This is a genomic window from Paenibacillus sp. P4_E11, assembly GCF_056401635.1.
Genome location: NZ_JBFUIX010000033.1, coordinates 17,552 through 40,216, shown reverse-complemented (window position 1 = coordinate 40,216; position 22,665 = coordinate 17,552). Strand labels below are relative to the sequence as shown.

Below are 22,665 nucleotides of genomic sequence, written 5' to 3'. Positions count from 1 at the left end.
CCAAAACAGGGATGGAAGCTTCTTTCTCTGTAAAAAATTAAGATTTGCTTCTCCAATACTCCCCGTGAGGGATGCGGTACGTGTCTGGCGCTTGCACGGAAGTAACCTCGAATTGACCGTATGGACGATATTCGAACGGCGTTTCATGGCTGAAGGCCGGGTCGTTTCGCCGTCGCTCCATACAGGCGAGCAAGATCTGCTGCTTGATCGGAATATACGCTTGAACGTGGGGGCCATACTTGAACTCCGTCTCACACTCTCGGAACTCGTAGTAGACGGTCCGCCGCAGCGCGTTCCCGTCCCCAGCCGGCGATCCATGCAACACGGTGATGTCGTGGAAGATGGCATCGCCTGCACGAAGCGGTACCGGGATCGCGTCCGACGTGTCGAAATCAGCATCCCGACGAATTCGCTCCTTCACCGCGGCCTCGTCCCACTTGTTGCTTCCAGGAATAACCCATAAGCAAGATTTGAGATCGGCATCGTCCATATAGAAATCCACATTGAAGATTGGCTTCGGATCCACCGCCCCATACGGGACTTCGGAATCCCGGTGCCAAGGTACGATAATCCCTTCATTTGGCATTTTCAGCACCATAGAATCCCATGTAGGAATGAAATTACGGCCTTGGAGTTTCTCAACGGAGCGAAGAATGAATGGATTGCCGAGCAGCGTTTTCATTGGGTCTTTTTTATCGATCACATATTCGATCCGTCTTAATACATTGCCGCCCGTCTTCCTACCCTTGCCATACATGTAGTCGGAATTATTCTCCACGCCAGCCATCCCTAGCTCAGTTAACTCCATCATGTCCGCTTGCACTTGCTTGAGCTCTTCACCTACAATGACATTGCGTAGAACAAGAAACCCGTTATCCTTAAAAAACTGAGCCTGCTCCTCGGTAATACAGTCCTGCTGTTGCGCATCCACGTATGGAATTTCGACAGAGCTGACTTTCTGATCCATAAGAACACCTCTCTCAACCAGTAGCGTAAAGCGGTTGAACCGCTCCCTATAGACCTCATTGTACGTGATCGGCTTGCTTCTGTAGTTAGACGGAATGTATGATTTGGTATCCAATATTATGATAAACTAAAAATAAATATGGTGATCTACGAAGGAGCGCTGGATGCAATGTCGAACCCCCGGGATGTTGACCTAATCTCGTTATCTCCACAGGACTCGATCAAGTACTTGGAGGACTACTATTTCCCCCCTTACATCACGCTCGCCCATACATTTAACGCCCCTAAAGGCTGGCATGCGCCCGTTCGTTATTTGAAGCATTATGCGTTGCAATACGTGGCTGCCGGGGAAGCCGATTATGAAATCAGCGGCCAGACGTACCGAACCGTGAAGGGGGATGTGGTCGTCCACCGCCCCTATGAGCAGAACTCTATCTACACCTTGGAGGGCAAGCCTTATGTGTGCATCTCACTCTTGTTCCACTTCGGAGACAGCGACTTTCCATTCGAAGCCCTGTTTGACAAGGATCACTACTGCGGCAATTACGCCGACCATCCGGTAGACCGCATGCTGACCCAACTTGTGACCCACTACCAGCAGCCCGGGTTGGACAACCAGATGACGTGTCAGAGCTTGCTCCTGCAAGTGCTGGCCGATCTCTCCAAGTGGAAACGCGAACAAGCCCCTCCCGGCAAGCAGCACCAAGGGAAGGCCAAGATGATTCTGATCAAAAATTTCATTCAGGAGCACTTCAATCGCGAGATTCAGTTCGAGGAATTGGAGAAAGTCGCTAATCTTAGTCGAAGCTATATCATCCCGCTCTTCCGCAAAACGTTCGGACTCTCTCCGATGCAGTACCAGATCTGGCTCCGGGTCAAAGCGGCCAAAGAACTGGCGATCCAGAGTGGTCTCAGCATAAGCGAAATTGCCGATCGGGTTGGTTATGCGGACGTGCATTCATTCGGTAAAATGTTCAAGAAGAAAACCGGCCACAGCCTCACGGAGTTCTGCGCCGCCCTTACGACCGGACACGGGAAGCTGGATCGGTCGAGGATTTATTAGGTCTACGATTGCCCTGTTCTGATAATAATCCCCTCATAGCCAAGTTCCGCCATTCCCCGCGCCCACATATCTTGTTAGCAAAAAAGTGGGGGTGTACCTTGTGAACGACGAAAATAACGAACAACGCTCGATCTCTTTTCCCCAAGATAAGGCCGACCATCCTTACTCGAATATGGAATGGTGGTATTGCTATGCGTTTCTCACAGGGGACCGTGGGAACCGTTATACTTGGATGACGTCATGGTTCCAGGTCGGGGAATTGCCTGCCCCCAAAGGCCACTATATGATCCATTCCCTCCATCGACTGGATGAGGGACAATCCGAATCAAGCTCGTATATAGATCGAACATTGGTCTTCCAGATGGTTAGCTTGTACCTCCCGCTCTATCTCATGCTCCATCCTACAGACTGGAAAGCCCACAGGCAGTATAAGACTCTCCTTCAAGGAACGATCCCGGCTCCCCACCTATTAATGCCTCAAGCCTCTGTCCAATCTTCCCCGACCCGGCTGAAATATGGGCAGTCACAATGGGTATTCTCGGAGGATCATCCGAACTTCCATATCCATATTCATGACGAATCCTCCCGCCTTAACCTGCAATTCATCCCTGAAAAACCCATTTCGATCATAGATGAACGTGGAGAGTTGAATGGACACCAGTACTATTCGATGTCTCGAAATCAAGTAGTCGGACAACTTCAATCGTCTGGAGTAACGGAAACCTTGTTGGGCGAGGGGTGGTTTGATCATCAGTGGGGGCGGGACTATGGACTGCTCCATGGGTCAGGGTGGAATTGGTTCGGGCTGCAATTGGAGGATGGACGCGAGCTTCTGATCAATCAGCGGCTCCCGACGGGCTCCAGCACGCCTGACGTCCCTATAGCCAAGCTCATTGGGAAGGACAGCGTTATCACTACAACGAAGAACGTCGCCTTGCACCCGCTCAGCTATTGGAGAAGCCCGACTACAGGGATTACATACCCCGTGGAATGGCAGATCCAACTCCCTGAATTGTCGATGAATTTGCACGTCATTCCCCTTCTGCACGATCAGGAAATGCAGATCCTCGGACCGCTTCAAGCGATCTGGGAAGGAGCTTGTACGCTCAATGGAGAAAGCCTTTCCCCGCCAGGCTTCCGAACGCCGGTTAAAGGGAAAGGCTTTATCGAATTAGTAGGGTATGCGCGCCAACGTGAGTAATGCAGGAATCTGCCTGACCCGTCAACCGTTCACACTCTCCGCAATATCCGCAACGGTGAATGTAATGCGCACGATCGTAGCATTCTCCTCCGTATGACGGAGCGCTCGCGCCTGCGCTTCCAGCAGATCGAAATACTTGTAGTAAATCTCCGCTCCCTCCAACTGCGGGGTGGAATAGGGCGCTTCTTCTATAAAATAACGCCCGTCGGCAAATTTCAACACATGGGCCGTCTTCGTTCTGGACATGGTCACCCTCACCTCAGCTGTATTCAAACTCGGTCGGTACGTATTCGATTCGGGAGGCAGCATGAATCGTTAGTTGTCCCGTCCCCACATCATAACTTACTTGGTCACCGTCTACGTAGAACCAGATTTTCTTTGTCGTATGATCGTCGAACTCCTGGAACACGAACACATTCAACTCCTGCTTCCACTGGAGCAACTCTTGCATGTCGGCGTCAAGCGGCGCGTCGAGTGTGATCGTCCAGCCTGGCCCAGCAGGTGTCACCTGGTAAGGCAGCGGCTGCTGCCCTGTGTGGTAGAACGTTCGTCCGCCGACCGCGTGCTTCAACAACAGGACTTCCTTCATCTGTATCCCTCCTGCATAATTGCTATGGTATACCGCTTCAAGCCTAAGGAAGATCGATCAGCATCAAGAAGGCGTCTTCTTCCACTGTGACGATTAACTCCGTTAACGATTCAATCCGTGCGGTATCTCCTACACCCATCCGCGACTCATTGGCCGTTACTTGGCCTTCGATGACGTAGAAGAACATACGCCGACCTTCAGCTTGCGTGAACGCCAGTTGTTGACCTTTCTCGACACGGCTGAGGTAGATCGTCATGTCCTGATGAATCTTCGCCGACTGCTCCGAACCCACAGGGTCTACGACGGACAACCAGGCATTGTTCAGCTTCGCTGGATCGTAGCGGCGTGTCTCGTAGGAAGGCGGAAGCCCTCGCTCTGCTGGCATGAACCACAGCTGCAGAATCTTCACCGGCTCCGTCTCCGAGACGTTGTATTCGGCGTGGATGATACCGGAGCCAGCTGTCATGCGCTGCACTTCCCCCGCTGATGTGAGCTCGCGATTGCCCAAGTTGTCCTCATGCTTGATCGCCCCGCTCAGCACTACGGTCACAATCTCCATATCACTGTGTGGGTGCGCGCCGAATCCCTTGCCGGGCCCGACTTCATCGTGATTGCACACCCGCAGCACACCGAACGCCGTGTTGTTCGCATCGAAATATTCGCCGAACGAGAAGCTCAATCGGCTGAGCAGCCATCCCAGGTTAACCTCATACCGGGACTCCGCTGGAAACACTTGTATCATCCTAAACCCCTCCTTTGCCTGCTGGCACTTCTTCTGAATAAATTATCGCATCCACCGTCGGAGAAGGCAAACTTGTAACCAACTCCGCTCCGCAACGTACTACTTAAGAAAATCTTCATGAATTCTAAACTTTTTATTAAGTACCATCCGCTATGATGAAGATAGACTGTGTTAAAAGACGGAGGGGTTTTGTGCTTGAAGTTCAACAGCTTTCCCACTCGTTTCTGAACGGAACGGAGTCGACCGTGGTGCTTGCGGAAATCAATTTTCAAGTCCATTCGGGTGAGATGGTCGCCTTGCTTGGCAGCTCCGGTTCCGGCAAATCCACACTGCTCAACCTGATGGCTGGCCTAATGAAGCCTACGCGAGGCAGCATCCGCATCGCTGGACAAGCTATCGAGAAGATGAGCGAGAATCAACTGGCCGTGTTCCGGCGTACCCATATCGGCTTTATCTTCCAATCGTACGAGCTCATCCCCCATCTCACCGTACGTGAGAACGTCGAGCTGCCGCTCGTCTTCCTGGGTGTGAAGGGGAAAGTCCGGAAGGAGAAAGCCACCTCCCTGCTCACCCGAGTCGGACTCTCCGAGAAGACTGAGCTTTTCCCCTCCCAGCTGTCCGGGGGGCAGCAGCAGCGTGTCAGTATTGCCCGCTCGCTTATTACCGACCCGGCTGTCGTGTTCGCCGACGAACCGACCGGGAATCTGGATACGAAGACGGAAGCGGAGATTATTGACTTGTTGACCGAGCTTAACGTCAACCAAGGTACTACCTTCGTCATCGTCACCCATGAACATGAGGTGGCTCGACGAACGAAGCGGATTATTCAACTGCGTGACGGGCGTCTAGTGGACGCCGAAGCAGAAGAGCAGGCAGGTGTCCACTCATGAGACTGCGCGATTACCTGGTCATCGGCTGGGATCAGCTCCGGCGGCGCAAGGTCGTCACCTTATTATGCGTCATGGGGATCGCCATTGGTTCGGCCTCCATCGTCGTGGCGCTGGCCTTCGGCGAATCGATTACACATTACAGCACCCAGCAGATGAGTCGTTACCTGAAAACCGACGAAATCACGATCATGAATCAGTCTGGCGGCCAAACATCCGATCAATCCAGATCGGTGAATGAGTACGGCATCTCACAGCAGAAGATCAATCTGATTCGGACGCTTCCCCACGTGAAGTCGGTTGCCGGCTACAGTGAACTGGGCAGCATGGAATTTATCGTGGATAATACCAAATCTGGTCGATTGAATATCGTGGCAACCGATCTTCAGACATTACCGGACTTCGGCATGGAATTCGGGCAGGGCGCCTTATCCGATCAAGCTAATACCATCGTGCTGACTTATCCTGCCACCGTCGATCTCAGAGATACACGAGCGACACAGACCGACAGCCGACAGCGAATACAGCCTGATGGGAGAAGCGTTCGCGATCTGACACCACCGATCTCGTATCCCTTGTACAAGAAACAGCTCCGGCTTCTTCAATCCGTGCAGCAGGTGGACGGCACGGTCAAGAAGTTCGAATATTCGGTTCGGGTTGTCGCTATCGTGAAACGTCCGGACAGCATGGACAACGACTCTGTACGTTATTCTCAGAAATTAGCCTACATAAGCCCCGCCCTCGCAAGTCAGATGCGGCAAGACCGTCAATCCATCTTGCGGTCATCGGAAGCGGATTCCAGCTATGAAGATTACGGCCAGGTCAAGGTGAAGGTCGATTCAGTTAACGCCGTAGCCGATACAGAGAAGCTCATTAAGTTGCTAAAGTTGAATACGATGACCAACTTGAGCCAGCAGGAAAGCTTGAGCAAGGAATTCGCCATTGTCCGGATCATATTCGGAGGGGCCGGACTATTCATCTTGTTCGTTGCCTCCATCTCCATCGTCGTGGCCATGACCATGTCGACACACCAACGCCGCCGTCAGATCGGCATCATGAAAGTACTCGGTGCCAATCTCGGCCAAATTCGCAATATGTTCGTTTGCGAATCGGCGCTGCTCGGTGTACTCGGAGGTATAGCCGGTATCTGTATCGCCTATTGGGTCATCTGGGGAATCAATATTCTCGTCATCCAACTATCCGGCACCCGGCCTGGACAAGACCCGGAGATCTTGTTCATTAGTCTATGGATTCTACCGCTCGGTCTATTCTTTGCCCTGCTGACCGGCATATTGTCAGGCATCCTCCCAGCCATCAAGGCATCTAGAACCGACGCGCTGACCGCGATCAAACGAGAGTAGCGAAGGAGCAAGAAATAATGAAGAAGAAGAGAAAGATAGTGTTGTATGTATTCCTGGGGGTCGTGTTCTTGGCCGTGAGCGGCTTTCTATACATGAGCAGCCATCCAGGTAAACAGCCTTCGACGAATGCAGGGCCTAGCTCCATCCTGAAGTTCAAGGCAACCAAGGAGGACCTATCCAGCAGTGTCGAAGTGAAGGGCAAATCATCCTATGTAAAAGAGTCGATCATCTACGCCCCCTTCAGCGCGAAGGTGACACAGTGGAATGTGAATGATGGGGTGCAAGTGAACAAAGGCGATTCGCTGTTCAAGCTGGAGGACAAGGCACTGCGCAGCGAGATTGAGCTGCAGTCGACCAATTTGCGCAAGCAGGAGTTGGAGACGAAGCTCAAGAACGCGGAGCAAGCGGTCACAGCCAAGACCTCAGCGGTGATTGCCTCTTCGGAGACCGAGGCGTTCCAGCAGTATGCACAGAAGACTACCAAGGAAGTACAGGCCGAGCTGGACCAGTTGAATCGCTCGATGGCCGCTACCGACCTGGAGACGAAGCAGAATCTGCTGGCCAAGGCCGAGCAGACGGCGCCGGACTCCGGCATCTTCCTGTTAACGGGCGGCTTGAAGCCGCAGTTGTTGAAGGAAGGCGAAGCCGTAGGCCGGATCGTAGACGTGTCCAAGCTGCAGATGACGACGTCGGTTGGCGAATACGATGTGTTCCGCATCCAACCCGGTATGCCAGTAGAAGTGACCATCGAAGCCTTGAAGCAAACGAAGCTCACGGGCAAGGTGGAGAAGGTAGCCAAGTTCCCGAAAGCTTCCAGCAACGATACAGCAGCGGCCCAGTTCGAGATTGTCATCTCGCTCGATACGAATCCTAGCCTGATCGCCGGACTCAGCCTGACAGCGACAATCGTGACCGATACGAAGAAGGGTGTGCTGACTGTGCCGACAATCGCGGTGCAGCGCGACACGGAAGGTACGTTCGTCATGTTGGAGACAGAACAAGGAGTGCAGAGACGAGCCATTAAGGTCGGACTCGAAACTGTAGACAAGACCGAAGTTCTGGAAGGGCTGCAAGCCGACGATTCCGTCGTGCTTCAATAGAAAATACTCGTCGACCTCCGAACTTAATCCAGTAATTTAATCCGATCCGCACTCAAGTCTGATTGTTGATTGCGGTAATCGGTTGGCGACATGCCTACTATTTCGCGGAATACTTTGCCAAAATAGCCGAGTGTGTCGAACCCGACACTACTCGCGATCTCGGTCGCAGACAGGTCGGTATCACGAAGTAGTCGCAGCGCTTCTCTCACCCTCTTGCGCCGGAGATAATGAATGGGAGAGAAGCCGTAATACCGAGGGAATAGTCGGCTCAGATGATGCTTCGACAATCTGGCATAGGCTGCTACCTGCTCCAAACTGATCGGCTGATTGAAGTGGTCGTTCATATAGCTCGCAGCCCGCTCGAAAGCCGGAGGGACGTCTGAACGCCCATCCTCTCCCCCCGTCTCCGCCCCTCTCAACAACTCAAGCATCCACTCATAGACATGCATCGAGATGATGTACTTATCATCGGCCAGCCGCTCTTGAATCAAATTCTCATGCAGCTTGTACAGCAGCCTGACCGACTTACCCTCGGGTTGTAAAACCAGAACCGGTCCCGACATGCCATGAATGTTCTGAACGAACTCTTCGGCCCCCGGGCCTGTTATTCGTATCCACAGAAACTCCCAACACGCTCCAGCCTCCGGATCGAACCAATAGCGGTAATCGCTGCGCGCCTCAACGAGGAAGGCATGACCAACCTTCAAGGCAACCTCCTCCTCACCGAACCGCAGCTTCCCCTCCCCCGCGACCGTATATTGGAAAATAACACCCCCGCCCTCCCGCGTTCGCCCCTCCCATTCGTAGGTTGCATCTGTGATCGTTTGGCGACCGATCGTAAGAATACGGTAGAGGCTGCGATCAAGGTCCCTTGCGTACCGAAAGCTCATGGATTGCAGCACAATATATTACCACCTTCGCAATTTATTACACTTGATGGTTCGTCGTTACAGGTCTACTATGAGCATATCATACAACAATGCATTACTACTATATGATATGGAGGCCTCTTATGAATTCGTTCCAGGACTGTTATTTCCATTGCAAGGATAACCAGCTGACTATTGGTAATGCCCGGATTGAGCGCGTATGGGACCTTACGCGACACATCCCGGCCTCCCTCTCTCTGCTTGACAAATCCACAGGAGAACAATGGTTGAATCCATCGCAACCTGTGCCGATGTTCCGGTTCCCCTTCCTCACTGATTGCAAGCTGATCGGCTATCGGCTGGAGTCAAGCTCGGACAACGATCTTGCTATAGCCAACATCCATCTTAAGCTTGATCTTCAATTGATGTATGATCGCTACGATGTGCTGCTCACGACTCGCATATACCCCGATCAAGCTTTCATGCAGCATGAGATTCTGGTCAAGCTCGCCAACCGCGGCGGCTCTGAGGAGACTGCACTAGATACGGCAACTTACACCGTACCTGAGTTGCTATTGGATAACAACAACAAGGATGCCTCCCATTCGCCAAGCCACTATGTAGACTCGCTGCCTTTCCGAGAGCGGCACAATCGCTGGTCCTCCGTTACACTTCGCGATGTGACAGACCACAACAACAACCTGGTCAGCGAAGACAGCGGCTTATTCTACATCAACGAGAAGAGGGATCTGTCCGCAGGTGCCTTGTTTGTACGCAATCCATTTCATGACCACGGGCTCTTCTTCCTGAAGGAATCTCCTACCCCGATCGCCCAGCTCCATTATCCCGGGCACGATTACCACTTTCGAGGCCAGCATGTGTTCATGACAGGCAGCGGACTGGAGGAAGCCGATCTACAGACGGATCACTATTTGCCTGCCTACGGATCGGTTGTCGGGGTAGGCACTAACGGTGAGGTCGGTCTACTGAAGGTGCTCCATGACTATCATGCTTCCATCCGCTCATTCCCCCCCGACAGGGACTGCTTCGTTATGAGCAATACGTGGGGGGATCGGTCCCGGGACGCGCGGGTCAGCGAAGCTTTCTTACTGCAGGAGCTTGAGACGGCCGCCCAGATGGGTGTGAGTATTGTGCAGATTGATGATGGCTGGCAGCAAGGAGCCACGGTAGGTTCTATCGTTCCTGGGGGGGTATGGAGCGGTTATTACGAGCATCAAGATGACTTCTGGCAAGTCCATCGCGATCGTTTCCCGAACGGACTGGAGCCCATTGTCAGCCGAGCCCGTCAGCTCGGGGTTAAGCTAGGCTTGTGGTTCTCCCCTGATTCCTCCGAACACTTCGCCAATTGGGAGAAAGACGCCGCAACCGTGCTGCACTATTATAACGAGCATGGCATTCGTCACTTCAAGTTGGATGCTATTCACATACGGTCCAAAGCAGGTGAGGTGAATGTATTGCGGATGATGAGGGAAGTGATTCGCCAGAGTGGCGCAGCCGTCTGCTTCAACCTCGACACTACGGCACAGATCCGGTTAGGTTACTATGGCCGTAATCAATACGGAAGCTTATTTCTGGAAAATCGCTATACCGACTTTTTGAGCTACTACCCGCACTACACGCTCAGGAACTTATGGATGTTAAGCCGATACGTCCCGGTCCGTAAGCTGCAGATGGAGTTCCTCAATGTCGACCGCAATGTCGAACGATACGGAGACGATCCCCTCGCCCCCGTTCGATGTGGCTTTGCCTACTCCTTCGGCGTAACCATGGCTTCCACTCCACTTGCCTGGATGGAGCTGTCGGGCCTCGGGGAACACAACAAGGAGCTGCTCGCCAAGATGCTCCCCGCTTACCGCTACGTGCAGGCCAACATATTGGGCGGGACTGTCCTCCCTATTGGCACCGAGCCGTCGGGCTTCGGATGGACCGGCTTCCAATCGCTCGCGGCCTCAGGAAGAGATGGATGGCTCGTCATTTACCGTGAGAACAGCGCACAGGATACTTATGCATTCTCCCTGTGGGAATCGGCGCAACAGTTTTTGGACGTGGACTGTATGCTGCGATGGGAAGCCGGAACGTGGTCCGGGGATGGCCTTCATCCTGTCTATACCGAGCGACTGCAGCCCGATTCCACAGGTCAATACACATTCCGATTCAGCCAACCGTTTTCGTTCGCTGTGTTCCGGTATCGCGAATAGGATCATTCTACGGCTGTCTGGGAGTCCGGACGAACAGTAGCGCCAGCAAGGCACCGAATAGAGCAATTAGAGCAGCCCAGCCGAACGCGGCGTGAAATCCTCTGTTCAGCGCCTCTTGCGTGAGCGTGGTCCCTTGGCCCAAGTCAGTTGCTGCAGAGGCAATCGCTACCATAATCGCAAGACCGAGTGCGGAACCGATCTGGTAGCTTGTGCTCGCGAGCCCGGAGGCCAGCCCGGTTTCTTCTGGCTTGGCACCGGACATCGCTGCAATTGTAGCCGGGATATAAGCCAAAGACATGCCCAATGCGCCTAATAAGGAAGCAGGAAGAACATTGCTCAGGAAGCTCCCGCCGACAGGCGTATTACTCGCGAATAGAAACAGAGCTCCAGCCAAAATAGCCATCCCCAGCACCAAGTTCACTTTGAAGCCGAATTTCCCCACCAATCGCCCTGTTACGCCGACCATCAAGATCATGATCAATACCGTCATCGGGACGAGCGCCAATCCCCCGGAGAAGGCCGAATAGTTCAGAATCTGCTGCAAGTACAAATTCAGAAAGTACCATAGAGGAATCCAGGCTCCAGCTAACAAAATCAACGAAAGGTTACCGATGGACAAGTTCGGGATGGAGAACGTCCGAAGAGGAACAAGCGGTTCCTTTCGCACTTTCTGGATGATCAGGAACAGGAGAAGCAGGATAGCGGCCGCACATAACAGTCCGATCGTCTGAGCCGAGTTCCACCCGTTGTGCTCCGCTGTAACAATGGCATAGACCGACACGACTAACGCTAATGTCGAAGTAAGCGCCCCCCAGATGTCCACACTACCCTTCTGTCGAACGCCCGCTGATAAGAGGACGGGTGCGGCGATCAACACGATCACTCCGATCGGTACGTTAATTAGGAACGTCCACCGCCAGCTGAGCCATTCCGTAATCACTCCACCTAAGAATACTCCCGCCGTACCTCCAGCAGCAGCCGATGCCCCCCAATAGCCGAGCGCCCGGCCAAGCTCCTTCGGATTGCGACCGAATAGCATCATGACGATGGTCAGCGCAGCCGGAGCAATCAGTGCCGAGCCGAAACCTTGTAACGCCCTCCCTACATTCAACGAGTCATCCGACCAAGCCAATCCCGCGAGTAGAGAGCTGGCCGACAAAACTACGAAACCGATCACAAACAAGCGGCGTTGACCGAACAGATCGGATAATCGCCCGCCTAACAGCAGGAAACCTCCGAATGCAATCACGTAAGCATTGAATACCCATTGCAACGACGTCTGGGAGTAGCCCAGTGCATCCTTAACCGCCGGTAAAGCCACCCCGATAATTGAGGTATCCATAATGACCATAAAGTTGGCCAAGCATAGCAATAATAGAGCTTTCCACCGACGCGGATCAGGAAGAGCTGCCGAGTTCCCTTGACTATTCATAAGTTCTGACCTCCATCATCAACACCTGCCACTCCCGACGGCCGTCTGAGGAAGAAGCCCTCGTGTTGATTTCCATATTTTGAATACAGAATTATAGTATACCCCCCTACCCTATATTGTCAATATAATTAAACAAAAAAAAGCCCATCATGCCGCTACTCCTTCCGACATGACGACCTTTCTATCTCACGATACTCACCCGTTCGTTTGTATCAATGTTGCCTTCCCTTTCCACAGAACAAACAATTCCTCTTAATCGTCGGGCTGCCGGCACGAACTTGAGATGAAGTCCAGGCTCCTCATACATATGTTCGATGACCTTACCGGGGCCGAGACAGGGTAAGTTCTCCCCTTCACAGATCAGCCCAGTCCCATCCGGAAAAAGAAGGCGTGCTCCAACCTCAAGCTGCGTCAGTTCTCCATATCCGCTTAGGACAAGATTCGCTCCCAGCCATTCCGGGTGAATATCCGGAAGCTTCATGTTGTACGTGATTTGCGCGAGCTCCTCCCGGGATACGATACTCAGTTGACGCCGATTCGCGATCATCGTGCCCCGCGGGTACAGCTTCTGCCGTGAATCAGCCGGACGCAGCAGCCCATAGTGGCGGTCTCCTGGAATCCCTCCGAGCTCGATCTGAATGCTGGTCACTTGACGGGTTACGAATGTCGTCGGGTCGTCCGCAATCATTACGCTTTCAACAACCGCTGTCATATTCACAATCTCATCTCTCCTTCGATTCCTTCTCAAGACTTGTCATTCTTCAATGTTTCCAGTGCCTTGCCCAAGGACTGCAAGCTTTTCTCATTCAAGGGCGAGACAAAGTATTGCTTGATGCCTCTCGCGTACACAGGCCACGCCCTTCGCAATTCCGACTCGCCTGCTTCGGTTAAGGCCGCATATGCACCACGTTTGTCCACATCGCTCTTCTCCCTGCGAATCAGTCCCTCACGCTCCAGCCGATCGACTAACCGCGTCACCCCACTCTTGCTGAGTACCACTTTATTCAACAATTCCCCGATTCTGAGCTTCTTGTCAGGCGCTTCGAACAAAGCAATCAATACATCATACGTTGTGAGCGGAACACGCTTCTGATTCGCCAAATCCTGCTCAATCCGCTCGATAATATGCGCATGCGCTTTGATGAACAATCTCCATACTGCCAATTCTTGCTCCGTCACCTCTTCCATGAACTGCCCCTTTGCCTATGCGGGCAATCCCGGACGCAGCCGTTCTGTGACAGCTCGCACCGCGCCTGCGGCTTCAAGGATGCATCCCGCGCGAATGCTGATTCCTGACATTTCTTCGCAAAAGACGTCCGAAACCGCTATATTTTGATCTCTGATGGAGTAGTACAATTTTCCGTGTAAGCCACAACTACTCTATTGGAGGACACCCTAATGATCACACCATTCGTCAAAAAAATCTCGCAATGCGAAGGCTACTCAAGCGGAGGTACGACATTCTTACTGGAGGAGGAAGCGGAAACCTTGTCAAGCAACTACGTCCGGATTCACTTGAACGACTCAACACCGGTTGGGTACCATGATGATGAAGAGGAATTGTATATTGTTACTGGCGGGCGCGCCCGCCTGGAGCTGGGGGATCAGGTTCACGAAATCGAGGCGGGTGACGTCGTGTTCATCCCACGCAATACGCATCATCAAGCGACCTGCATATCACAAGAAGCCTTCGAATATATTTGCGTAGCGAACTGGCCGGATCGTCCTGGCAAGCTGGAGCCCCGCCACGCTTAATCCGATTCGACCGCGAAGGAGGAATCCCGCATGAAGTTCGGTATCGCCAAAGAACTGATCACGCCATCATTCCCAACCGCGATGGGTGGCTATGGTTCGTTTTACGGCAAACAATTTCTCGGAATTCACGACGATCTGTATGTACGGGCCTTGTTGCTAGACGACGGGAGATCCCAATTGCTCTTCGTCACGCTGGACTTGCTCTTCCACGACTTCGAGCTTACGGAACAAGTGAAGCAGTATGCCCACGACAAATACGGCATATCCCTCCAGGGTATATTCCTATCCTACACGCATACCCACGGGGGACCGGCTGTAAGCGGTTATGGAGATCCTAACCAATTGTCGGAGCCGTACGAGCAGTTCCTGCGGTCGCGTATTGAATGCTGCATCGACCGGGCAATGGTGAACCAGTTCGAAGGCACGATCTTGTACGGCAGCGTCGAAGGAGACTGGAACATCAATCGGCGGAAGCCCGTGAATGGAACGATTGAACTCGCGCCTAATCCCGCCGGAGCCAAGGACAACACCTTGCACTTGCTGCAGATTTGCGATACGGCTGGTGCAATCAAGGGTATCTTCGTAAACTACGCTTGCCATCCTGTGACGGTAAGAGATACGTTGTATCTCTCGGGTGATTTCCCCGGACGCATATGCCAGCTATTGGAGTGCGAATATTTTGGCTCAACAGCTCTATTCTTCCAGGGGGCTGGCGCGAATGCGCGACCAAGGCTCACGGCTCAGGGCGATCAGTTCGTCACACTGACGTACGCGGAAGTGAATGAGATGGCGGGTGCCATAACCTCGCGGATCAAAACCGCGATTGCAACCCGCCCTTCGTTCACGAGCATCGAGCTCGACTTGGCAGCGCAGCAATTCCAGATCCCGCTTCAGCTGGATCCTTTCCCTAAGGCTTTATTCGAGCAGAAGGCGTCTGACCCTGAGGAGCACCCTGCTATCCGAACGATATCCAAACGCGTTTATGACCACTATGACGAAACACCGGATGTGCTATTGGTTCCAGGTGGTATCGCCCGCATCAGCGAAGGCCTATATGTCGCGTTTATGGGGGGAGAGCCGTGCTATGAAGTGAAGCTGACACTGGAACCGCTGTTTCCCGGTAAGCAGCTGCTCTTCATCGGGTATACCGATGCCTGTGCCTACTTGCCAAGCGACAAGCTGAATGCTGAGGGCGGGTATGAAGCGTCGGGCTCTACGATTGAGTATGGGTTGAAGGGGCCGTTCAAGCCAGGCATTGATGCTACGATGAAGGAATCGTTCCTTGCAGCGATAGCTAGCATAGAATCCTCGACATAAGCAAACATGGGATGAGAAAGTAATGGGAATCGATCACACGATAAGCATGATGATGAAGAAGTTGTTGTTCTAGCATCGGAATAGGAAAAACCCGGCCATCGGCCAGGTCCTTGGTCGTTGAGTTCAGTTTGCGCGTGGGGACGGGTAGGTAGAGGGGTTGCGATCGCTGTTGTACTTGAATGCTTTAATCTATTGTTTAGTAGTGAGCATCCAAGTACAGGCGACCTGACGCTTCTCCACTCCCTCTACCTGCCCTCTCTTGTTCTTCTTTCTATTAAGGTGTTACGTCTTCCATGTTCCGTGGTGCTGTATCAGATGAATCTGCTCCTTCACCGGATCAAGCAGATCGATCTCGAGCCGCGGTTCCACCCCGCGAATAAAGTTAATGATGTTAACTCGGTTGTTACCCTTCATTCAGCATCCTCCTCAAGTTCGGTTGACCGTAATTCCCTTCCGGCGCCTCGACGTCGAGACGAACTGCGCCGTCCTGATCCAGCTCCCTCGCGAAGGCAAGTGTTCCGTTCGACGTAGCGTGCGTTCCTGAAGGTGAATGCGGCTGTACCGACATCGGCTCTACCATACGCATGAAGGCGCATACATTTTCAGACGCTCCGGCACTTGTCGATCATGCTCCCGTCCAACCTCACATCCGCCGCTCCTGAAGTCCTTGCACTCGAATGTCAAATTTTTATATAGGCGGAGTTCATAGTTCGATAAAGCGTTATTTGCGAAATATTGACAAACGAGAACCTGATGCAATATGATTTGTATTGACAGCGTTGCTATAACGTTATAGCAACAATCATTTCAAACCGTTAGGAGAGAAACTCAATGGGAGGAATTCGTGAAATTGCTCAGCTAGCCAACGTGTCCAATGGAACCGTGTCGGCTGTCCTTAATGGGAAAGGAGACGTGCTGCGAATCTCGTCTACTACCCAGGAACGAGTATGGGAAGCCGCACGGGCCTTGAATTACCGCCCCAACATATCGGCGAGAAGATTACGTCGGACTGATGACAAGTCGGCCCCGGTTATTGCGCTATTCTGGACATGGGATACGCGCGCTTCCCTGATGGGACGGTTTCTCAAGGGTATTCAGAGCGTTGAATCGACTCGCAACGGAGATATTGAACTGCTCATCCAGCCGTATACATCGTCATCCCTGGAAGAACAACACAGTCTACTGGGCGGCACACGATTCAACGGCGCCATTGTTGCTAATGCTTCTGCACGCGATTTGGCTTACTTAAGTCGAGTTGAACCGAGTGTCCCTGTCGTTCTTTACCAAAGAACGTTGAACGGATACAGCTCCGTCCTGGTTGATCATTATCGTTCAGGCAGCGAAGTGGCCTCTTTGTTTCATAGAAAGGGGTTCACGCAAGTGGGGATGATTACACCTGATGTGTCGTCACAAGCGATCTCGTTAAGACAAGCCGGATTCCTGCAAACGATGGAACGATTGGGTGTGAGGGTGGCCGAGGAGAACATCCTGACGAACTCGTTCTCCGAACAGGGCGGATTCGAAGCCGCCTCCCGTCTGGCAGCCAACCCGGTGTTGCCGGAAGGTGTGTTCGTATTAAGCGATCAAATGGCGACTGGGGTACTCGCTGCGCTCCAAGCGCACCACATCAAGGTTCCGGAGCAAGTTCAAGTTGTCGGCTACGATGATTGCGAAAGTGCACCCTTCACCATGCCTTCGCTCACAACCGTCCATCTTCCGGTAGAACGAATGGCTGCTGCCTCGATTGAAATGTTATCCCGACTCATTCATCACCGAAGCGAAGCACCTCTTACCGAGATGTTTCAAACTCACATCGTTTATAGAAATTCAAGTCCAGAGGAGAGAAGCATATGAAGCGGATTGCAAATGGAGTTTGGCCGACTATGATTACCCCGTTCACCCCTACGTTACAGATTGATTACACCGCATTGGATGCCTTAGTAGATTGGTACATCTCCAAAGGAGTGGACGGGTTATTCGCCGTTTGCCAGTCTAGTGAAATGTTCTACTTGGATTTGGAAGAACGGGTAGCGTTGGCTGCACATATCGTGAAGAAAGTAGATGGACGAGTACCCGTCATTGCCTCCGGGCATGTCTCGGATTCGATCGAGCAACAGCTTAATGAAATCCGACTTCTCTCCGATACCGGCATTGAAGCCTTTGTGCTTGTGAGCAATCGATTGGCCCAGGAGACGGAATCCGACGACGTTTGGCAACGTAATGCCAGTACGATTCTCGATGCCTTTCCGCACATCTCGTTCGGGTTGTATGAGTGCCCTTATCCTTATAAAAGACTCCTGTCCCCAAAACTGATCGAGTGGTGTGCAGCTTCAGGACGATTAATATTTCTCAAAGATACTTGTTGTGATCCGGGAATCCTGCAGGAAAGAGCGCAGCTCTGCGAAGGGAGCGGTCTGCAGCTGTTCAACGCCAACTCCGCGACACTGTTACATAGTCTCAAACTGGGGTATGCCGGATTCAGCGGGGTGATGGCCAACTTCCATCCCGAATTATATGTTTGGCTTACTCGGAATTGGAACAGCGAGCTTGAGCGTGCAGAAGGAATGCAATCGTTCCTCGGGTTCTCCTCCCTCATGGAGCTTCAGGCTTACTCTCTTAATGCTAAGTATTATTTGCAGCTAGAAGGACTGCCCATCTTAGTAAACTCTCGTGCGAGAAAGGGAGTAGTCCTATCTCCTTCCCAACGCTTGGAAGTTGAGCAATTCCGCATGACCTCGCAGTCGTTCGCTCAAACCTATACGCAGTAGACAACTCGGAAAGGAAGGGTGCTATGAAGACGGAACACGTGGTGATTTACAAAGAACCCGGACGTTATGCGGGATGGCCGGCGAACTATGGGATTTGGGCTTGGGGAGATGAGATTGTTGTAGGCTTTATATCCGGTCATCATCAGCCAGACGGCGGCTTCCATGCGCGAGACAAGACCAAGCCATTCGTTACGATGCAGGCTCGTAGTTTGGACGGAGGAGTAAGTTGGCAGACGGAACCATTCCCCGGCCATACACCTGGCAATCGGGGGCTATCCGCTGATGAGCATATGGAGCCACATCTGTGGGCATCTCAGGCTATGGACGGTTCAGATGCCCCCTCTCCCCTCCAGGAAGATATGGATTTCACGCATCCTGACTTTGCGCTTATGTGTGCCAGAACGCATTTGGACGCTGGAGCAACCTCTTGGTTTTATACGTCAATCGATCGCTGTCGATCTTGGCTGGGGCCCTATAACCTCCCCAATCTTGGGCTGCCTGGTATAGCTGCTCGTACGGATTATTTGGTGTCGGGCCCCGAGGAGTGTTTGTTTTTTCTGACCGCAACAGGAGAGGAAACGGAGACAGGAAGTCGTGTATTCGGCGCTCGAACGAGGGATGGCGGGAAAACCTTCGAATTCGTTTCYTGGATCGGACCCGAACTGGATAACGGGTACAATATTATGCCGGCCAGCGTTCGTCTCTCCGATACACATCTCCTAGTCGCCACCCGTGATCGAAGAGAGGTGGACAATCAGAGTCCCTGCTGGATCGACCTGTACGGATCGACCGATCATGGAGCGACATGGAACTATATGAATCGTCCGGTTGCTGACACGGGGAAAGGAGGGAATCCGCCGACCCTGACCCGACTAAATAATGGCGATTTGTGCATAACCTATGGGTATAGGAATGCTCCGTTCGGAATTAGGGCTAAGCTCAGCACGGACAACGGGATAACTTGGGGAGAAGAGATCGTATTACGCTCTGACTCCAGCAGCCACGACATCGGCTATTCCCGCACCATACAACGATCAGATGGAACTTTAATCACCGTCTATTATTATAATGATCACTATGGGGGTTCTTGTTATATAGCTGCGACCATCTGGAAACCTTAAAAGCCCATAACCGGGCGAACAACCGCCTCTCGAACAGTCATCCGTGTATAATCCCATCCTTTCGTGGCAATCGCGGCCTTTATATTCGTTTTATACCGTCATCACCGCGTTGACGATAGAACTGGAGCAGCTATATACTTTGTTCAGCATGTATTGCGGTTCGTGGAGGAACACCTATTGTGAAAGATCGAATCATCTATCTCCGTCTGCTCGGGGTATCTTTACTCTGGGGTATTAATTATGTGGCCAGCTCCTACTTGCTGCGAGAGTTCTCGCCCATATTCCTGTCCTACTCCAGGCTGATTCTGACCTCTCTGTTCCTGATCAGTGTTGGCGTCATTGCCGGTAAGATGAAGTGGCCGACGAAACCCCAATGGATGCTTCTCCTCTTGGTCGGATTTTTCGGCACCTTGCTGAATCAATATTTTTATTTTATCGGATTGCAGGATTCTACAGCCGGCAACGCGGCCTTGATTGTTGCCTTAACTCCCGTGCTCACGACGATATTGGCTCGGGTTTTTCTTGGTGAGATGATCACAATTGTTAAATTGACCGGAACGGTGATCGCCTTCATGGGCGTCGTGCTGATCGTGATCTTCGGTGGCAAATCGTTGTCCATCTCACACGGCGACGTGTATATCTTACTTGGGACATTGGCCTTATCCGTCAGCTTGCTATTAGTCCGAAGACTGACGAACAGTCTGTCCTCCTATGACATTACCATCTTGTCTACCGTGATCGGTACGGTGCTCATGACTCCAGCTGCCATTATGGAATCCGTACAAGGACGCATGCACTTGAGTACGGATGTGTACCCTTGGATCATCATTGCCCTTGTGGCCATCATCGGTCAAGGACTTGCCGGATTCTGGTGGAATCAAGGGGTGTCAGTCGTCGGAGCTTCTTCCAGTGCGATGTTCATGAACATTCCGCCGTTCATCGCCATCATCGCCTCTTACTTTATTCTGGGCGATCCCATTCACGGTACGCAAATCGTTGGCGGCGTATTGATCTTGCTCGGTGTCGCCCTCTCCAACAGCCGTATTCAGCTGCGGGGAACGAAGGCGGTCAAGCCCGTCTTAATACCATTGAATAAAAACACAGACACATCAAGCAACTAGCGGAATCCCGTTAGTTGCTTGATTTTTTCCATGTGCAGATTGTAGGCAGACGTATCAGATAAGAAAAAAAGCAGACAACCCCTATTACCGCTCAGGGGCGTCTGCCAAATCAAGATATGTCCCGTTCGATCTTATCACGCGTCCAGACGCAGCTGATCTCGAATGCACTGGAATATCCGATCATGTCCTTGCTGGAACAGATGGTAGGCATCCAGAAACCAGGTGCCTCCTTCTCTGACAAAGCCAGGGTCTGCCATAATAGCTCGTTCGGCGTCGGCCATCAGAAGACCGCGCTCTGAGGCAATATCGCGCAACGTTTCATTATACGCCTCGAAGCCGTGGGGGAAATGCCGGTCATCAACCGGCGTGCCCCAACCGAAATCTTCTCCCCTCAAGGAAGAGACCGGACCGCTTGTCCACAAGAGACAGTCGCTGCCGATAAGCCGTATGCGGTCCGTCAATTCCTCAATTGATCGCCGATAGTCGGTAATCGGAGCCTGGTGCCGCCAGTCGTTAATCCCGAAATTAAGCAGCACTACGTCTGGCCGTAACGAACCGACTAGTGTTTCGAACCCCGCTACTCCCTGCGTACCTGTCCAACCGCCCTGGCCGGCATTATGAACTTCAGACTGACTGTTGTGTGCCTTGCACAATCGACTAAGCTGCGAAACCCACGAGCCATGGATAAGTGCTCGGTCATATCCAGCCTCTCGGGCCTCCAACCAACCGTCCGCACAACTGCCATAGGTCCAACTATCGCCGTATGCGACTACCACTACACGTTCTTGTGCCGCCATCTTTTGATCCAATCGGACAAATCCCATCACTAGCACGTCCTTTCCATTATTACCCTTATCGTAGCATACCTCTTCCACGTTTGTTAATAGTTACGAGCACGAAATGCTATTCTTGTTAGTTTCGTTATCTTGCTCTTACATTCACAATTGCGTACAGAGGCCCCTTCTTGAGGGTATACTAGAGATGGAGGTGGTGAATCCATGAACACCGATGCAAGTGCCAATGATACGGATGTGAATCGTATGACCGACGAGAAATGGCAGGCTGTTCTGCTCAATGATGCGTCTTACGATGACCAATTTATATACGCAGTGAAAACGACCGGTATATTCTGCAGACCGTCTTGCAAGTCCAGACCGCCGAATCGGGAAAATGTGCGAATCTTCGAAAATGCCAAACAAGCGCAATCCGCTCAGTTCCGTCCGTGCAAACGGTGCAAACCGACCGGTGAGCGCTTGCCTGATACCGAGTGGGTGGACCAGATCACCCGTTGCATGGACACGAATTACGGGGAAACGCTGACACTGGATAAGCTAGCCGATATGTGCCACGGCAGCCCCTACCATCTGCACCGTACATTCAAGCGGATCAAAGGCGTCACGCCAGTCGAATACATCCAGCACATGAGAATGACCAAGGCCATCGAATACTTACTCCATACAGATAACGCCATTGCAGAGATTGCTACACTAGTCGGTATTCCCAGCACACCATACTTCATTACACTGTTCAAGAAGATAACCGGGCATACGCCTACCGACTACCGAAGAGTGAACAGCAACCATACCCATTCTATTAAGGAGGTTAACGATCGTGGAAACAAACACTAAGCCGATGATTTACTGGACGTTATTCGTTCATGAAGGGTGGAGCCTTTACGTGGCTACCACCTCGAAGGGACTTTGTTATGTAGGATCGCCCCATAAACCATACGAAGAGCTGGCCGAATGGGCGAGTTTTCGTTTCTCTAACTATGGTCTGGTGCAAGATGATGAACGACTACAGCCCTATACAGCTGAATTGATCGAGTATTTCCAAGGGAACCTCCTGGATTTCACCGTGCCCCACGAACTCCAAGGCACACCGTTCCAGCTTGCAGTATGGGATGCGCTCCGCGAGATTCCGTATGGACACACCCAATCGTATTCGGATATTGCCCATCGTATTCAGAAGCCAGCCTCGGTACGCGCCGTTGGAGCTGCGATCGGCGCCAATCCGGTGCTGATCTCCGTACCGTGTCATCGGGTTATCGGCAAGAATGGCTCACTTACCGGCTATAGGGGCGGACTGGAGATGAAGACGCAGCTCTTGCAGCTAGAGAATGAGGGGAGCCAGCGGCAAGCCTAATCGTCTAAT

The 22,665-nt window shown here is 52.3% G+C and carries 25 protein-coding genes; 14 read left to right on the top strand and 11 right to left on the bottom strand.

Features of this window, described 5'->3' with window-relative positions:
* Window positions 1-37: 37 nt before the first annotated feature.
* Window positions 38-967 (bottom strand): phytanoyl-CoA dioxygenase family protein, encoded by a 930-nt coding sequence (locus AC1DWB_RS14750; protein WP_477541830.1) that lies wholly within the window; start codon window positions 965-967, stop codon window positions 38-40.
* Between the two features lie 168 nt (window positions 968-1,135).
* Between AC1DWB_RS14750 and AC1DWB_RS14745 the strand changes: the two genes are divergently transcribed.
* Entirely contained in the window at window positions 1,136-2,029 is an 894-nt protein-coding gene (locus AC1DWB_RS14745) for an AraC family transcriptional regulator (protein WP_477541829.1), read from the top strand.
* A 100-nt stretch (window positions 2,030-2,129) separates the two neighbouring features.
* Window positions 2,130-3,230 carry a lipocalin family protein gene (locus tag AC1DWB_RS14740; RefSeq protein WP_477541828.1) on the top strand — a complete coding sequence of 367 codons (1,101 nt, stop codon included), beginning with the start codon at window positions 2,130-2,132 and terminating at the stop codon, window positions 3,228-3,230.
* Between the two features lie 21 nt (window positions 3,231-3,251).
* Here AC1DWB_RS14740 and AC1DWB_RS14735 read toward each other — a convergent pair whose 3' ends face one another.
* The 3 genes from AC1DWB_RS14735 to AC1DWB_RS14725 are packed head-to-tail and all read right to left on the bottom strand — an operon-like array spanning window position 3,252 to window position 4,561.
* Window positions 3,252-3,476 (bottom strand): hypothetical protein, encoded by a 225-nt coding sequence (locus AC1DWB_RS14735; RefSeq protein WP_477541827.1) that lies wholly within the window; start codon window positions 3,474-3,476, stop codon window positions 3,252-3,254.
* A gap of 13 nt (window positions 3,477-3,489) precedes the next feature.
* Entirely contained in the window at window positions 3,490-3,819 is a 330-nt protein-coding gene (locus tag AC1DWB_RS14730) for a hypothetical protein (RefSeq protein ID WP_477541826.1), read from the bottom strand.
* Window positions 3,820-3,862: 43 nt separating this feature from the next.
* On the bottom strand, window positions 3,863-4,561 hold the full coding sequence (locus AC1DWB_RS14725) for a pirin family protein (RefSeq protein ID WP_477541825.1): 699 nt from the start codon (window positions 4,559-4,561) through the stop codon (window positions 3,863-3,865).
* A 191-nt stretch (window positions 4,562-4,752) separates the two neighbouring features.
* Here AC1DWB_RS14725 and AC1DWB_RS14720 point away from each other — a divergent pair, with 191 nt between their 5' ends.
* From AC1DWB_RS14720 to AC1DWB_RS14710, 3 genes are read left to right on the top strand one after another with little or no spacing between them, the layout of a single operon-like run.
* Window positions 4,753-5,451: an ABC transporter ATP-binding protein gene (locus AC1DWB_RS14720; protein ID WP_477541824.1), complete on the top strand. Its 699-nt coding sequence runs from the start codon at window positions 4,753-4,755 to the stop codon at window positions 5,449-5,451.
* Window positions 5,448-6,809 (top strand): ABC transporter permease, encoded by a 1,362-nt coding sequence (locus AC1DWB_RS14715; RefSeq protein ID WP_477541823.1) that lies wholly within the window; start codon window positions 5,448-5,450, stop codon window positions 6,807-6,809. The genes AC1DWB_RS14720 and AC1DWB_RS14715 overlap by 4 nt, the downstream gene beginning before the upstream one ends.
* 17 nt (window positions 6,810-6,826) lie before the next feature.
* Window positions 6,827-7,909, top strand: a complete 1,083-nt coding sequence (locus AC1DWB_RS14710) for an efflux RND transporter periplasmic adaptor subunit (protein ID WP_477541822.1) — start codon at window positions 6,827-6,829, stop codon at window positions 7,907-7,909.
* Window positions 7,910-7,932: 23 nt separating this feature from the next.
* Here the strand turns inward: AC1DWB_RS14710 and AC1DWB_RS14705 are convergent, their stop codons facing one another.
* The gene (locus AC1DWB_RS14705) at window positions 7,933-8,811 is read right to left on the bottom strand and encodes a helix-turn-helix domain-containing protein (protein ID WP_477541821.1); all 879 of its coding nucleotides are present in this window, start codon (window positions 8,809-8,811) and stop codon (window positions 7,933-7,935) included.
* Between the two features lie 110 nt (window positions 8,812-8,921).
* Between AC1DWB_RS14705 and AC1DWB_RS14700 the strand changes: the two genes are divergently transcribed.
* Window positions 8,922-10,997 (top strand): alpha-galactosidase, encoded by a 2,076-nt coding sequence (locus AC1DWB_RS14700; RefSeq protein WP_477541820.1) that lies wholly within the window; start codon window positions 8,922-8,924, stop codon window positions 10,995-10,997.
* Between the two features lie 7 nt (window positions 10,998-11,004).
* Here AC1DWB_RS14700 and AC1DWB_RS14695 read toward each other — a convergent pair whose 3' ends face one another.
* The 3 genes from AC1DWB_RS14695 to AC1DWB_RS14685 form a co-directional block, all read right to left on the bottom strand.
* On the bottom strand, window positions 11,005-12,429 hold the full coding sequence (locus AC1DWB_RS14695) for a DHA2 family efflux MFS transporter permease subunit (RefSeq protein WP_477541819.1): 1,425 nt from the start codon (window positions 12,427-12,429) through the stop codon (window positions 11,005-11,007).
* Window positions 12,430-12,610: 181 nt separating this feature from the next.
* Entirely contained in the window at window positions 12,611-13,141 is a 531-nt protein-coding gene (locus tag AC1DWB_RS14690; protein WP_477541854.1) for an MOSC domain-containing protein, read from the bottom strand.
* 32 nt (window positions 13,142-13,173) lie between these two features.
* Complete coding sequence (locus AC1DWB_RS14685; protein ID WP_477541818.1) at window positions 13,174-13,617, bottom strand: MarR family winged helix-turn-helix transcriptional regulator; 444 nt, start codon at window positions 13,615-13,617, stop codon at window positions 13,174-13,176.
* Window positions 13,618-13,827: 210 nt separating this feature from the next.
* Here AC1DWB_RS14685 and AC1DWB_RS14680 point away from each other — a divergent pair, with 210 nt between their 5' ends.
* The gene (locus AC1DWB_RS14680) at window positions 13,828-14,184 is read left to right on the top strand and encodes a cupin domain-containing protein (protein ID WP_477541817.1); all 357 of its coding nucleotides are present in this window, start codon (window positions 13,828-13,830) and stop codon (window positions 14,182-14,184) included.
* 30 nt (window positions 14,185-14,214) lie between these two features.
* Window positions 14,215-15,501 carry a neutral/alkaline non-lysosomal ceramidase N-terminal domain-containing protein gene (locus AC1DWB_RS14675; protein ID WP_477541816.1) on the top strand — a complete coding sequence of 429 codons (1,287 nt, stop codon included), beginning with the start codon at window positions 14,215-14,217 and terminating at the stop codon, window positions 15,499-15,501.
* Window positions 15,502-15,783: 282 nt separating this feature from the next.
* On the opposite strand, the gene AC1DWB_RS14670 is transcribed toward AC1DWB_RS14675, so the two are convergent.
* A complete protein-coding gene (locus AC1DWB_RS14670) occupies window positions 15,784-15,915 on the bottom strand; it encodes a hypothetical protein (protein WP_477541815.1) in 132 nt (43 codons plus the stop codon).
* On the bottom strand, window positions 15,905-16,087 hold the full coding sequence (locus AC1DWB_RS14665; protein WP_477541814.1) for a hypothetical protein: 183 nt from the start codon (window positions 16,085-16,087) through the stop codon (window positions 15,905-15,907). Before AC1DWB_RS14665 ends, AC1DWB_RS14670 begins: the two co-directional genes overlap by 11 nt.
* 245 nt (window positions 16,088-16,332) lie before the next feature.
* Here AC1DWB_RS14665 and AC1DWB_RS14660 point away from each other — a divergent pair, with 245 nt between their 5' ends.
* The 4 genes from AC1DWB_RS14660 to AC1DWB_RS14645 all read left to right on the top strand — a co-directional run bounded on the left by AC1DWB_RS14660 (window position 16,333) and on the right by AC1DWB_RS14645 (window position 20,511).
* On the top strand, window positions 16,333-17,355 hold the full coding sequence (locus AC1DWB_RS14660; RefSeq protein ID WP_477541813.1) for a LacI family DNA-binding transcriptional regulator: 1,023 nt from the start codon (window positions 16,333-16,335) through the stop codon (window positions 17,353-17,355).
* Window positions 17,352-18,269 carry a dihydrodipicolinate synthase family protein gene (locus AC1DWB_RS14655; RefSeq protein WP_477541812.1) on the top strand — a complete coding sequence of 306 codons (918 nt, stop codon included), beginning with the start codon at window positions 17,352-17,354 and terminating at the stop codon, window positions 18,267-18,269. Before AC1DWB_RS14660 ends, AC1DWB_RS14655 begins: the two co-directional genes overlap by 4 nt.
* A 23-nt stretch (window positions 18,270-18,292) precedes the next feature.
* A complete protein-coding gene (locus tag AC1DWB_RS14650) occupies window positions 18,293-19,390 on the top strand; it encodes a sialidase family protein (protein ID WP_477541811.1) in 1,098 nt (365 codons plus the stop codon).
* 179 nt (window positions 19,391-19,569) lie between these two features.
* On the top strand, window positions 19,570-20,511 hold the full coding sequence (locus tag AC1DWB_RS14645; RefSeq protein WP_477541810.1) for a DMT family transporter: 942 nt from the start codon (window positions 19,570-19,572) through the stop codon (window positions 20,509-20,511).
* Between the two features lie 134 nt (window positions 20,512-20,645).
* Here AC1DWB_RS14645 and AC1DWB_RS14640 read toward each other — a convergent pair whose 3' ends face one another.
* On the bottom strand, window positions 20,646-21,335 hold the full coding sequence (locus tag AC1DWB_RS14640) for an SGNH/GDSL hydrolase family protein (protein WP_477541809.1): 690 nt from the start codon (window positions 21,333-21,335) through the stop codon (window positions 20,646-20,648).
* A gap of 174 nt (window positions 21,336-21,509) precedes the next feature.
* Here AC1DWB_RS14640 and AC1DWB_RS14635 point away from each other — a divergent pair, with 174 nt between their 5' ends.
* Together AC1DWB_RS14635 and AC1DWB_RS14630 are read left to right on the top strand one after the other, a co-directional pair.
* Complete coding sequence (locus tag AC1DWB_RS14635; RefSeq protein WP_477541808.1) at window positions 21,510-22,139, top strand: bifunctional transcriptional activator/DNA repair enzyme AdaA; 630 nt, start codon at window positions 21,510-21,512, stop codon at window positions 22,137-22,139.
* A 4-nt stretch (window positions 22,140-22,143) separates the two neighbouring features.
* On the top strand, window positions 22,144-22,656 hold the full coding sequence (locus tag AC1DWB_RS14630) for a methylated-DNA--[protein]-cysteine S-methyltransferase (protein ID WP_477541853.1): 513 nt from the start codon (window positions 22,144-22,146) through the stop codon (window positions 22,654-22,656).
* Window positions 22,657-22,665: the final 9 nt, after the last annotated feature.